Below are 11618 nucleotides of genomic sequence, written 5' to 3'. Positions count from 1 at the left end.
GTAGTCGTAGACCCGCACGACGTGTGGATGGTCCAGCTTGGCCAGCACCTGGGCCTCGGCGGCGAAACCAGCCGGGGCGGCCACGGCGCCCGCGGCCGCCATCACCTTGATTGCCACGGGGCGGCCCATCTGGCGGTGCGTACCGGCCAGCACCAGCCCGAACGCCCCCGCGCCCAGCTGCTCGCCCAGCTCATAGCCAGGCAGGACCTTGGCCACCCGGTCCCGATCGATGATCATAGATCATCCCGTTGGGGCTGTCGTTCCGCATCGTTTCCCTGAAGCGCCATCAGGGCAGAGCCTAATATTTCGCCACGAAGCGTGACAACACACCCGCTCCCCGTGCGCCTGATGGGTCGTGCACCCGTGACTCGTCGACGTCGACGACGCCGCGCGGCACGACCCCGAGACCGCTGGATGCCTCGCGCCGACGGCGGGTCACCGCCGGGCATGCGCACCTGTTCGACCCGGACAGCGGACGCAGGCTGGACGAACGGATCGACGGACCACGTCGAGATCTGAACTTCCCTCAGTCCAGCGTGAACACCAGCAGGAAGGAGTAGTAGATGCTTGCGTCACCGATGGTTTTCTGCTCCGCCACCCGGAGGCCGGCCATGCTGGCCTGGCGAATGACCTCGAACGGGTCCACCGGCGTGGTCCGCAACGCCACGACGGCACCGTCCACCCAGACCTTGTGGAGCGGCTTGTCCCGGGTGTAGCCGGGGTTGATGTCGGTGACGATCAATGACCCGCCTGGCCGGAGCAGCCTGCGCAGGGCACCGAAGTCGGGCGGCTCCGGCATCGAGGACAGCACCAGGGACAGCATGACGACGTCGTAGGAATGGGCCTCGAGCTGGCCGAGCGCGCGGTTCATGTCGTCGACCACGATCTGGGAGCCGCGCCCGAGCGGATGCCCGTGGAGATTCCGCCGGAATTCGGCCGCCATCGCCGGGCAGTGGTCGACGTAGGTCCAGTTCATCGCCGTCTCGTTGAAGAAGTGGATCGCGATGACCTTGCCCGTGCCCCCGCCGAGATCGAGCACGTTCAGCCCGGGTAACTGGTTAGGTCTCGTAGATCGTTTGTTTTTCGTTTCCCGGCCGGCTGGGAGCTTTGGTGGCTTGGCGGTCCTGGGCGTTGGTGTCGCGTGGTTGATCGGACCGTAGGGTCCGGGTGTGTCCGATGATCCGCCCGCGCCGCCGGTGCCGTCGTATGACGAGCTCGCGGCGCTGGTGGTGAGCCTGCAGGCGGATCTCGCGCGGGCGTTGGCACGGATCGCGGAGCTGAAGGCTCAGGTCGCGAAGACCTCGCGGAACTCGGCGAAACCCCCGAGCTCGGACTCACTGGCGAAGCCGCCCCGAAGTCGTTGCGGAAGAAGACCGGCCGGCGCCCTGGTGGGCAGGCCGGGCATCCCGGGTCGACAGCCCAGGTCGCGGGAGCATCGATCTTCTTCGGGGATGAGGCGTCGGTCCGTACCGACTTTCACGCCGGCACCACCTGGGCCCCGGTCGGCCAGACCCCGATCGTGCGTGGCACCGGTAACCGGAAATCCGTGAACATGATCTCCGCGGTCTCCGCGCAGGGCAAGCTGCACTTCTCCCTTATCGAGGGCACGACCACCTCGGCGACGTTCATCGAGTTCTGCACCCAGCTCCTCCACGACATCGACGGCCCCGTCTACCTCATCGTCGACGGGCACGGCGCCCACAAGTCCGCTGCCACCCGGGCCTACGTCAAGTCCACCGAAGGCCGACTGAAAATCTTCGTTCTCCGCCCTACTCGCCCGAACTCAACCCCGACGAGTGGGTCTGGAAAACGTGAAGAACGACAAAGTCGGTAAAGCCGCGGCCCGCACCATCGACGAACTGCGTGGCAGCATCAAGAAAGCCTTCGCTCCGACTGCAGGCCACCCCGGAAATCGTCCAGGGCTTCTTCCGGTCCCCCGATCTGGCCTACATGAATATTCCAGTAGTCTAGTTTCTGCTTAGTATGTCCACGGCAACAGTGACACGACGGGCGCGGTCCGCGGCATCGAGACCATCACCACCGGCCTGAGGTGGAGGCGCCTGCGCGCGACCCCGCTCACCGTCCTCGGCGAAATATCCGCCGCCGACCGCGAAGCCTGCTGGGAGCTCGGCGCCACTACCGCCGCAAGCCTGATTCCGGTCTGATCGACCGGGCGCTGGGCGCCACCGCCGCTGTGCGTACCGTCGCCGGAGAACCTGTGACACCACCCGGCTGTCCCGGCCCGGCCTCGGAGCCGTCCGGTCGGCTGAAGCCGTTGACCCTGCCTACGCCGGATCACCGAGGCGGACAAGGTTCTCGATTGCGGCGAGCTTCGCTGGCGGCAGGGTGCTGACCCGTTCGGCCAGGTCCTCTCTGGTCATCGAAAGGAGCCAGGTGCAGGGGACGACGCCTGGACGCGGAAACGCGACGCGCAGGACGCCCTCGAAGGGAAGTCCTTCGGGAGTGCCAATCGCAACCTCCGCGGCCACGCCATCGATGTCGGTGCCGGCTGGGGGGACTACTTGCATGGCCAGGAATCCGGACTCGCCCTCAGCCGAGAGGAGAACCACCGGCCGTCGTTCGCCGAAATCCACCCACCAGACTTCGCCAGCCCGCATCCGCTCTCCCGTCGCCGCTCGGTTAGCGTCCCGACAGGGCGCTGTTCGCTGGTTTTTCCTACTCGTACGTTAGCAAGGGCGCCGCGAGCAGCGGTCGGCACGAACCGGGATGCTCGTCCATGCGCAGAAGGTGATGGTCCAGGTCGCAGAGGTGATCGCAGAGGCTCGCAGTTCGGTGGGGGCGTTCTGCCTGGCGGTAGCCCGGCCTCGGCGCGGGCGGTCAGGCCGGTCAGCTCTCGGACAGCAATTTTCGGACCGCTTGTTCGAGCTCCGGGAGTTTTTCCTGGAGCACCTGCCAGACGAGGGCATCGTCGACAGTGGCGTAGCCGTGGACGAGGATGTTCCGGAAGGCGACTATTCGAGGAAGATCGGGGATTGTGGCAGCGAGCTCCGGGGCAGCCTTGGAGAGCTGGTTGAGCGCCTCGCCGATGATCTCAAACTGGCGCTCGACCGCGGCGCGTAGCATCGCGTTCGCCTGATAGTCGGCGAAGGTCTGGCCGTAGGCGAAGCTTCGGCCGAGTTCGGCCGCGTTCGCGGCGTCCCAGAGGTACTTGCGCGGGTCAGGCGGCATACAGGGGCTGCCTGGTGTTCATCACCTGGTCGCGGAAGTAGGGGTTGCGGATTGCAGTGACGCTGACGACGTCAACAGCGCGACCCAGCAGGCGTTCGAGTCCTTCTTTGAGGGCGAAGTATGTGCCATAGTAGTCGAATCCGGCACGATCTGTGTCGAACTCGACGAGGACGTCGACGTCGCTGCTGTCGGGGTCGAAGGCATCGCTGGTCGCGGAGCCGAAGAGGTCAAGGCGGCGGATGCCGAGCCGATGGCAGAGTCCCTGGATCTCTGCCCGCCTGGCCTCGATCAACGGATGCATGCCCGCACCTCCCCGTGGAGATTGTGCCCCACCCCGCGGCCGGTGCGCTGATCGGGATGCCCGAGACCCGAGCGAGGCGTCGGAGGCGCCAAGGAGGGCAGTGTGCCCGTCGAGGCAGCCAGTTGCCCGGCGAACAGCCCGGCGACCTGGCGTGCAGTATCCACGAGATCTGTCAGGGAAGGACCCGGTGGACGGCTTCGAGACTGGTTCCACCGTCAGCGTTGAACGCGATCTTAGCGGCCGGAACGCCGGTACGAACGAGGTTGACCACGGCCTCGAAGAACTCCAGTAGAGGCTCGGGCTTACGGATGCCGCCACCGATGACCACGACGTCCCACGCCTGGCTGACGCCTGCCTGCTTGATCTGGTCCAGCGCTGCTTCGTCGAGTGGGACGAGGAGTTGCTCAACCAGATAGCCCGCCACCCGGACTCGTTCAAGACCGTACGCGAGACCGCGATCAACTGCTTCGACATCGATGCCCGGCAGCGCATGTGGGTCAAGACCGACGATCAGGACACGAGCGGTAGCCACATCGGCAGCGTATGAGACCAGCGGCTGATCCACTTCGGCCTGCCTCGCCCACGGGCTTTGCTCCACCTGTGGCCGGCCTGGCGGTAGACGGCTGGGAGCGGGGTCTACTGGATGCGTACGGTGTCGCGCCGGACGACCGGACCGCCTTCCATCATCGGCTCTGGAAGGTTGTCCATGGCGAGTCGCTGGACTCCTACGTTAGCGAGGGTGCTGCGACTGCATCTACTATCCGATCTTGGAGGCGACGGTCGGGCGGCCGTACGCGCTGTATATCCATGGCAACAGCGACACGACCGGCGCGGTCCGCGGCGTCGCGACCATCACCACCGGCCTGAGGTGGAAGCGACTGCGAGAGCCGCTGTCGATCGTCGGCGAGGTGGACGCCGCTGCGCGCGAAGCCTGCTGGGAGCTGGGCGCCACCGTCGCCGCGTCGCTGATGGCCGGCTGCCGGGCCGTCAGCCCGGCTGAGCCGGGCCCTGGCCGACGAGGCGAGCGATGGCGACGGTGAGAGACATCATGTCCTCATCCGGACCGGTCAGAGCTCCGGAGGGCCCTGCTCAACGCGGCGCAGAACAGGGGCCAGGGTGTACAGGTCACTGCTCGCCCAGAGCTGCCGTTCGTCCCACCACGTCGCGCCGGCCGCGCGGAGGGGGCCGATCACGTCGGCGGCGGTGTGGGGGGTCGTCCCGCCGCCGACGACAACGTCGAACGAACGATGTGGTGACGACCGGCTCACCGCTCCAGTAGCGGGCCAGCAGGCCGAGACCCTCGTCGAGCCGTTCGGCAAGCACAGCCGTGTCCGTCGTGTCGCCGAAGCTGCCGAACTCGTCGTCGACCGGGCCGCCAAGGCCCGCACCGAAGACGGTCCTTCCGCCGCTGAGGACATCAAGGGTGGCGACCTGACGGGCGAGCTGCTCGGGGCGGCGGCGAGCGATCGGAGTGACGAGCGTGCCAAGCGGAACCGGTGATGATGACGTCGACGACAGAGCTGCCCATTCCGGAGGCAAGCATCTCCTCGCAACCTGCCGGCCATGCTTCTGCGCGTCGAACACGCCTGATCGGTGAGCATTTTCGAGGTTGGTTTTCCATGGGTACGAGGATGGCCCGAACGATGCGCCCGAAGTGGAAGCACGCCCGCTGTCCGTGTCCAGACCCGACGGTGGCCTACTCGCCGCCCCGCGGATGAGCGACGGCGAGCACCAGGCCGTCACGGTTGACGGCTCGAACCACGGCGATGGCGTCCGCTTGGATCGAGCTCGCCCCGACGACACTGGCCTTCGTCGTCGGCGTCGACGACCAGCTGGCCGCTCTTTCCATCGTGCCATTGACGCTGGCGACCTCCAGTGCGAAGGGGCCGCTGCCGGGAAGGCTGGCGAATGCGACTGCTAGCGACGTTCCCCATGGTTTCGAGGTGAGCGTGGCGCGACCCGTGATCGCCGTTCCCGTCGTGGCGACGAAAGAGACGGAGTGCCCCGTCGGTGCGTTGGCCGCGGGACTGTTCACGACGAGACCGATTCCCGCGCACAGGACGAGCACGGCAGCGACCGCCGCGAGGCGCCATGAGCGGGTTCGGCGCACCGACCGTCGTTCGGCGCGCACCCGCTGGAGCAGTTCATCCAGGGAGAGTTCACCGTCCCCCGCAGGGCCCGGCAGACGTCGGAGCAGCGCAGGAACCGATGCGGCCTCCTCGAGTTCCGCACGGCAGCCGGCGCAGCCGGCGAGATGGGCGTCGACGGTGTTCCGGTCGTCGACATCCAGACCGCCCAGGACGAAGGGCCCGAGCAGGAACCGAACCTCGTCGTGTTCGGGTGTCATTGACCGACCCCCATCTCCTCGAACGCGCCCCGCAGCGCGCGGATCGCGTAGTAGGCACGAGACTTGACGGTGCCTTCCGGCAGCGAAAGGCGGGCTGCCGCCTCGCGTACCGTCCTTCCCTCGTAGTACAGCTCCTGGACGACGGCCCGGTGCGCGGGCGAAATGCGATCCAGCGCTTCCGCGACCACCCATGCCTCGATGGCCTGGCTCACGTCGTCGACGACGGGCACGGTCGCCACGACCTCGTCGCCGTCGGCGACGAGTGACGGCCGTCGCCGTTCGGCGCGCCAGGCGTCCGTGATGACGTTTCTGGCGATCGTGAACAGGTACGAACGAACTCCGTCGGGCCGGAGCGAGTCGAGATTGCGCCAGGCTCGCAACAGCGTCTCCTGCGCGATGTCCTCGGCGCGGTGACGGTCGTCGACGTGCTTGCCGATGAACGACAACAGCACCCGGTGATGGTCCCGGTACAGCCGGGCCATCGCTTCCTCCTTCGCGTCCGACGCTTCGCGGGAAACCCTTCTTCGCATGACACCCCTGACAGAGGACGACCCTGACGGAGAACGACGGTCGCCGCCTGCTCCTGGTGTACGACGGCCGGCTCGGTTCGGTTCAACGGTCGAGAAAGTGGTCCTGCCGCGGCCGCCAGCGGTCTCGAGTGGTGCTCGTCACCGTCGGCGCCGTTGAACCGATTCGGGACGCGGGCTCGTAGAGCTACGGGACGAATCGGCACGCGAACGCCGCCTGGCAGCGGACGCCCTGTCCGCGGTGCCGGCGGCCGAATCGGGAGACCGCATGAAGAAGATCGCTGCGATGATCCTGTCCCTTGGCGCAACAGGCCTCGTCCTGGTGGCCTGCGGCAGCGACGGGGAGTCGGCCACCGCCGCGGGCGGCACGACAGCCGCGACGACCTCGTCGGCTCCGGCGGCATCGCCGACCAGCAGCCCGGCCAGCGGCGGCGCGACCACCCCCGGACCGGTCGCCACGCTGGACACCAGCACCAGCCGGTTCGGCCCGATCCTGGTCGACGGCGGTGGTCGGACGCTCTACCTGTTCGGAGCCGACCAGGGCGCCACCTCCATGTGTTCGGAGAACTGCGCGAAGGCATGGCCGCCCTACGTCGTGTCCCAGGTGCCGGAAGCCGGTTCCGGGGTCGCGTCGAGCGAGATCGGCACGACCACCCGAGCGGACGGCACGCTTCAGGTGACCTACCACGGCCATCCGTTGTACCGCTTCGCCAAGGACACCACGGCCGGGGCCGCCATGGGACAGGGAATCGACAAGTTCGGTGGCAAGTGGTTCGTCGTCGGACCCGACGGCAACTCGATCGAAGGCGGCTGACCCAATACCCTCCGACGAAGGTTCCGAGTATTCCCACGATGCCGAGTAATTCTTAACAGGTCGAGGGCCCCGGACGCTGTCCGGGGCTCCGCGGCATACTGCCAGAGAACCAACGAATCACGACGCCGTCAGTTGTCCCTGACAGCCCGTTTATCGCCGTTTCAGACAGCCGGACGTTGAACCGGATCGAGACCGGGGTCGTATCGGAGGGCATGAGAAAATACCGTCGCACCGCCCGGGCGCTGCCGACTCCGGCCGCCGCGCCGCTCGGCTTGTCCGAGGGAGCCACCACCATGAAGCGGCGCACCCGCGCCAGGCGCGACGGGCTGCGCAAGCTGGTCGTCGGCAGCTCCGCGGCGCTGGTACTGGCGATGTTCGCAGGTGTCAGCCAGGCCGCCGAGGAGACCCAGTTCTACAGCAACATCAGTCTCGGCTACCCGACCTACCCGACCTACTACGCCGAAGGCGACACCGAGTTTGCCGACGACGTTCCGTTCAGTGGCAGCCATCTGATCAGCTCCTTCACCTTCGGCTACCGATCGCCGGAGCCGGTGCATGCCACCTTCCGCTTCTACGGGGTGGATTCGGCCACCGGGTTGCTGGGCGAGCGGGTGGCTCAGATCGAACGCGACCTCCCCGCCGTGAGCGACGCCACCCCGACCGTCACGCTGAGCGAGGCGGAGCAGTTCTGGTGGACCGCCGGAGCCAACCTGTATCCGGGCGAGTTCAAGGGCAGCGTTCCCACCGGAGGCTGGTACAGCATCCAGTTCTCCTCCGCCGGCGGAGGGTATCCGGATGCACGCTTCCGTCTCGCCATGGGCACCAGCAGCACGGGGATGCTGAATGTCAAGACGGGTTCCCTCATCACCCTCATGGACACGAACGGCTCCTCGCCGACATCCATGTACCTGAAGGTGCGCGACGTCGGGAGCAGCGGCGAGGTGCAGCCGACGTTGATCAGTCTGACTGCCTTGCCGGCGACGGTCAAGGCCGGCAACAGCCTCGGCAACACGGCCCAGCTGTTCCCGGTCCTGAGCAGCGACGCGCTGGCGGGCGGAACGACGGTCACTCTCAGATCCAGCAACCCGCAGGTCGCCAGCGTCCCGTCGCAGATCGTCATTCCGGCCGGGGCCTCCAACCTCACGGTCAATGTCACAACCGCGAGGCGGGTCAGCACCACGAGGACCGTCACCTTCACCGCGACCGCCAACGGCACGAGCGTCAGCACTCAGCTGGCGGTCACGCCCTAGAAAATCACTGAAAATCTGGTGTACTGCCTGCTGCTCTGGCCGGTGAACTGGCGGATGGAGGTCGTCCTGGTCCCCCGCACCGACGGCAGAGCCGAACGCCTGGTGGTGGTGCCCGTACTGGCCATCGCCATCGTCGTTCTGACCATCCACACGCTGGCCGGCGCCTTCCTCTCCCACTGGCTGCACTGACACCGGCCGGCGTTCCGTTCACGGCGATGCCGCCGGCGGGCGGCGCGGACGTCCCTGCGCCGCTGGTGGTGACCTGGCACATGATGGATGCGCCTCGTTCGGACGCCGCGTTCGCCGCGGCCCTCCCCCTGGCGGATGTGCCTGCCTGGCGGGTGCATCTCGGAATGCCGTGGGTGGGCCGACGGACGAGGGAAAGTGGCTATCAGGAGGCGCTGGCCGATCCGATGCTGCGGTATGTCGATCCGGTCGTCCGGCAGGCCACGGACGAGTTCCTGGCGGCGCTCGAGGTGGTGCGCGAGCGGTTCGCGGTCAGTGCGGGGCCGATCGGGATCGTCGGTGCGTCACTCGGTGGGAACGTCGCGTTGAACGTGGCGGCGCGGCTGCCGGTCGAGGTGTCGGCGGTCGCGCTGGTCAACCCGGGCATCCGGGCGCGGAGCGTGGTCGAGGTCTTCGCCGGGTCGGCGGGCACGTCCTACGACTGGGGCGAGCGCTCGCGCGCCGCGGCCGACGAGCTGGACTTCGTGGCCCACGCCGGGCTGCTCAGCGGCCGTGCGCCGGCGCCGGCCGTGCTCGTGGTCAGCGGCGAGCTCGACTATCCGAACTTCCGCACCGATGCGCGCGAACTGGTAGCCACGCTCCAGGCCGACTACCAGGATCCCGCTCGGGTTCGGCTCACCACGATCGAGGGCCTGGACCATCCTCTCGCCGAACGTCCAGGCCTCGAACCGGCGCCCCAGCTCCCGCTGGCCAAGGCCGTCGACCGTGTGGTCAGCGCCTGGCTTCGCGCGAACCTGTGGTCAGGCGCCGCTGGCGGCCGGGCGGCACCGGGGGCAGCGGTCGCTGCCGTCCCAGTTGTCCCAGCCGAAGACCAACGGTGACAGTTCGGCGATCTCCAGCTCGGCGCGCACCGCCGCCCGGTAGCGCCAGACCGCGTCGAGGTAGGGGTGGTAGGCGTCGTGGAAGGCCGCCGATGACGGCCCGGCGCCGGTGGCGACGACCCGCCGCAGCGCGCGCAGTCGCTCGAACATCGCCTGACCGGCACCGGCGACGGTCGCGGTGGCATCGATGAACAGCCGCTCGCGCGCGTCGTAGATGCCCACCTCGGCGAGTACCGCCCGCGATGCCGCGTCGGGATCACCGCTGCCGGCGCCCCCCTGGGCGATCTGACGCAGCCTGGTGTGGCAGACGCCGACGGCGACGATGAACGCGAGGTAGGCGTCCCGTCGTCGCTGCAGCCGGCCCCGGTCGTCGTCCCGCTGACCACGCAGATGATCGGCCAGGACCGCGCCGGCGATGGCGATGACCGCGCCGCTGGCCGTCGCGACCAGCGTGCCCCAGTCCATTCCGCCCCTCCTCGCCGACTGCCCAAGATAGGACAAACACGCCGGCGGTTCAGCTCAGTGCCTCAAGGGCGACAGCCGGTGGACGTCCTGATGTCACGCCGCGAACGACGGGCACATGACCGCGTTCATTCTGGCGCTTGCCGGGATCCGGTTCGTGCTCGCGTTCGCCCTCACCACTGATCGGGCCAGATGGGTGGCCGTCGGGTACGGGCGCTGTCGACCGTGGCGTTCACCGCCTCGGCGTTCGTCCCCGGACCGTGGCCGTACGTGCTGTGGGCGCTCGCGCTGCTCCAGGAGGTCGGCCATCTGCTGCTGCGCGGCGCCGACCGGGGCCGCCCGCGCGGCGGCGAGCGGCCAGCCCGGCCGGACCGGGCCGAGCGGTTCCGCATGATGCTCCGGCAGCCGGAGGATCCGGCCCGCCGGGTCGACGCCGCGCATCTGGCCGAGCGCTTCGGCCAGATCGTGATCGTGTTGCTGGGTGAGGTCGTGGTGGCCGTGGCAGCCTCGGCGGTCGACGAGGACCGGCACGCGCAGTACTGGCTGGGCCTGTCAGCCGGTCTGGTGCTCGCCGCCGCAGTGCGGTGGATCTACTTCACGGCGTCCGCGCCAGCGAGCCAATCCGTGCTGCGCGCGTCCGGCGGCAACCCGACGATGGCCTACGGCCTGTACGCCGGCGGCCATCTGAGCTCGGCGTTCGCCCTGCTCTGCGTGGCGATGGGTGTGAGCCTCGCCCTGGGCGGTGAGGCTCCCCCGCCCGCGGTGTGGTTCCTGACCGGCGGGTTCGCCGCCTACCTGCAGAGCACCCGGAGCCTGTCCACCGGGCTGACCCGGTTCGGCCCGCTACCCCGGCTCGCGGTAGTCGCCATCACCGTCTGCCTGGCCTTCCTCGAACCGCTGGTCTCCACGACCGGTCTCGTACTGATCGTCGCGGCGTGGGCCGTCGCCATCGCCGCCTACGTCACCTGGCACGCCCCCGAACACCTGAAGAACATCGCCGCCGACCCGACGGTCTACTTCCGTCCGTCGACACCTGAGGGCCGGAAAGTGGAATGACTAGGCGGCCGGCGTGTCGGTGCCGCGCAGGATGTACAGGTCGTCACCGAACACGGCGGTGATCTGGATCCGGCCCCCGAGGGCCTGAACGTAACGGGCAATGACGTCGACGGTGGAGACGTCGCCGCGTTCGATCTGTGAGACGCGGCTCTTGCTGACGCCCATGTGCTCAGCGACGTCTGTCTGGGTGAGGCCGAGGACTTTGCGGCGTTCGGCAAGCCGGTGGCCGTCAATGTATGCCTGGTTGTGCCTGCGGGCCGCGGCCAGCGCATCCTCGCCGCCGGCGTCGGCGACTAGGCCAGCGCGGACATCGCCCCATCTGGGAAACCTGGTCATGATCGGCCCTCCTCGGCTTCCCGTTCCCTGACTTGTCACCGCCCACCAGCAGGATCGCGGATCGCCAGGGATCGAAGACAAAGATGACCCGGATCTCCGAGGAGCCCGCGGACCCGGGCCTGAACTCCTTGAAGCCGGCATGACGATCGAGCGCCTTGGACCTCGCATCGAGCGCGTCGACCCAGCCCAGGAACTCGTCGGTGACGCGGACCTACCATTCGTCCACCACCAGAAGTTTAGCAAGTCCTCGACTCCAGGATGTCGACCCG

18 protein-coding genes and 1 pseudogene are annotated in these 11618 nt (G+C 68.2%); 8 read left to right on the top strand and 11 right to left on the bottom strand.

Annotated elements, in window-relative coordinates:
• A partial coding sequence (locus MXD60_RS21950) for a protein kinase domain-containing protein (protein ID WP_248821221.1) occupies positions 1 to 237 on the bottom strand: 237 nt, incomplete at its 3' end.
• 289 nt (positions 238 to 526) lie between these two features.
• Entirely contained in the window at positions 527 to 1150 is a 624-nt protein-coding gene (locus MXD60_RS21945) for a class I SAM-dependent methyltransferase (RefSeq protein WP_308222564.1), read from the bottom strand.
• Positions 1151 to 1169: 19 nt separating this feature from the next.
• On the opposite strand from MXD60_RS21945, the pseudogene MXD60_RS29515 reads away from it, so the two are divergent.
• Positions 1170 to 1298 (top strand): annotated as a pseudogene (locus MXD60_RS29515) (hypothetical protein); the annotation flags it as partial.
• A gap of 62 nt (positions 1299 to 1360) precedes the next feature.
• Positions 1361 to 1834, top strand: coding sequence for a transposase (locus MXD60_RS21935; RefSeq protein WP_248821219.1), 474 nt, complete (start codon positions 1361 to 1363; stop codon positions 1832 to 1834).
• A gap of 1013 nt (positions 1835 to 2847) precedes the next feature.
• Here MXD60_RS21935 and MXD60_RS21925 read toward each other — a convergent pair.
• From MXD60_RS21925 to MXD60_RS21915, 3 genes are all read right to left on the bottom strand, one after another.
• Entirely contained in the window at positions 2848 to 3189 is a 342-nt protein-coding gene (locus tag MXD60_RS21925; protein ID WP_248821218.1) for a HepT-like ribonuclease domain-containing protein, read from the bottom strand.
• Complete coding sequence (locus MXD60_RS21920) at positions 3179 to 3490, bottom strand: nucleotidyltransferase family protein (RefSeq protein WP_248821217.1); 312 nt, start codon at positions 3488 to 3490, stop codon at positions 3179 to 3181. Before MXD60_RS21920 ends, MXD60_RS21925 begins: the two co-directional genes overlap by 11 nt.
• A gap of 172 nt (positions 3491 to 3662) precedes the next feature.
• A complete protein-coding gene (locus MXD60_RS21915; protein WP_248821216.1) occupies positions 3663 to 4055 on the bottom strand; it encodes a hypothetical protein in 393 nt (130 codons plus the stop codon).
• Positions 4056 to 4257: 202 nt separating this feature from the next.
• Between MXD60_RS21915 and MXD60_RS21910 the strand changes: the two genes are divergently transcribed.
• Positions 4258 to 4530 carry a flavodoxin gene (locus MXD60_RS21910; RefSeq protein ID WP_248821215.1) on the top strand — a complete coding sequence of 91 codons (273 nt, stop codon included), beginning with the start codon at positions 4258 to 4260 and terminating at the stop codon, positions 4528 to 4530.
• A gap of 85 nt (positions 4531 to 4615) precedes the next feature.
• Here the strand turns inward: MXD60_RS21910 and MXD60_RS30035 are convergent, their stop codons facing one another.
• From MXD60_RS30035 to MXD60_RS21895, 3 genes are all read right to left on the bottom strand, one after another.
• Complete coding sequence (locus tag MXD60_RS30035; protein ID WP_518468434.1) at positions 4616 to 5074, bottom strand: LLM class flavin-dependent oxidoreductase; 459 nt, start codon at positions 5072 to 5074, stop codon at positions 4616 to 4618.
• 112 nt (positions 5075 to 5186) lie between these two features.
• Positions 5187 to 5837, bottom strand: a complete 651-nt coding sequence (locus tag MXD60_RS21900; RefSeq protein WP_248821213.1) for an anti-sigma factor family protein — start codon at positions 5835 to 5837, stop codon at positions 5187 to 5189.
• A complete protein-coding gene (locus MXD60_RS21895) occupies positions 5834 to 6319 on the bottom strand; it encodes a sigma-70 family RNA polymerase sigma factor (RefSeq protein ID WP_248821212.1) in 486 nt (161 codons plus the stop codon). The genes MXD60_RS21900 and MXD60_RS21895 overlap by 4 nt, the downstream gene beginning before the upstream one ends.
• A 313-nt stretch (positions 6320 to 6632) precedes the next feature.
• On the opposite strand from MXD60_RS21895, the gene MXD60_RS21890 reads away from it, so the two are divergent.
• From MXD60_RS21890 to MXD60_RS21875, 4 genes are all read left to right on the top strand, one after another.
• The gene (locus MXD60_RS21890) at positions 6633 to 7178 is read left to right on the top strand and encodes a COG4315 family predicted lipoprotein (RefSeq protein ID WP_248821211.1); all 546 of its coding nucleotides are present in this window, start codon (positions 6633 to 6635) and stop codon (positions 7176 to 7178) included.
• A gap of 176 nt (positions 7179 to 7354) precedes the next feature.
• On the top strand, positions 7355 to 8428 hold the full coding sequence (locus MXD60_RS21885; protein WP_248821210.1) for a hypothetical protein: 1074 nt from the start codon (positions 7355 to 7357) through the stop codon (positions 8426 to 8428).
• An 18-nt stretch (positions 8429 to 8446) separates the two neighbouring features.
• Positions 8447 to 8617, top strand: a complete 171-nt coding sequence (locus MXD60_RS21880; RefSeq protein ID WP_518468431.1) for a hypothetical protein — start codon at positions 8447 to 8449, stop codon at positions 8615 to 8617.
• Positions 8618 to 8781: 164 nt separating this feature from the next.
• Positions 8782 to 9495 carry an alpha/beta hydrolase family protein gene (locus MXD60_RS21875; RefSeq protein ID WP_518468438.1) on the top strand — a complete coding sequence of 238 codons (714 nt, stop codon included), beginning with the start codon at positions 8782 to 8784 and terminating at the stop codon, positions 9493 to 9495.
• On the opposite strand, the gene MXD60_RS21870 is transcribed toward MXD60_RS21875, so the two are convergent.
• The gene (locus tag MXD60_RS21870; protein WP_248821208.1) at positions 9415 to 9960 is read right to left on the bottom strand and encodes a CchlQ; all 546 of its coding nucleotides are present in this window, start codon (positions 9958 to 9960) and stop codon (positions 9415 to 9417) included. The genes MXD60_RS21875 and MXD60_RS21870 overlap by 81 nt on opposite strands.
• Positions 9961 to 10149: 189 nt before the next feature.
• Here MXD60_RS21870 and MXD60_RS21865 point away from each other — a divergent pair, with 189 nt between their 5' ends.
• Complete coding sequence (locus MXD60_RS21865) at positions 10150 to 11013, top strand: low temperature requirement protein A (RefSeq protein ID WP_248821207.1); 864 nt, start codon at positions 10150 to 10152, stop codon at positions 11011 to 11013.
• On the opposite strand, the gene relB is transcribed toward MXD60_RS21865, so the two are convergent.
• Positions 11014 to 11349, bottom strand: a complete 336-nt coding sequence (relB, locus tag MXD60_RS21860) for a type II toxin-antitoxin system RelB family anti-toxin (protein WP_248821206.1) — start codon at positions 11347 to 11349, stop codon at positions 11014 to 11016.
• Positions 11243 to 11539, bottom strand: a complete 297-nt coding sequence (locus tag MXD60_RS30465; protein ID WP_283098774.1) for a type II toxin-antitoxin system RelE/ParE family toxin — start codon at positions 11537 to 11539, stop codon at positions 11243 to 11245. The genes relB and MXD60_RS30465 overlap by 107 nt, the downstream gene beginning before the upstream one ends.
• Positions 11540 to 11618: the final 79 nt, after the last annotated feature.

Origin of the sequence: Frankia sp. AgB32 (genome assembly GCF_023243045.1) — a bacterium.
Taxonomy (GTDB): Bacteria; Actinomycetota; Actinomycetes; order Frankiales; family Frankiaceae; genus Frankia.
This window is presented reverse-complemented; position numbering and strand designations above follow the sequence as displayed.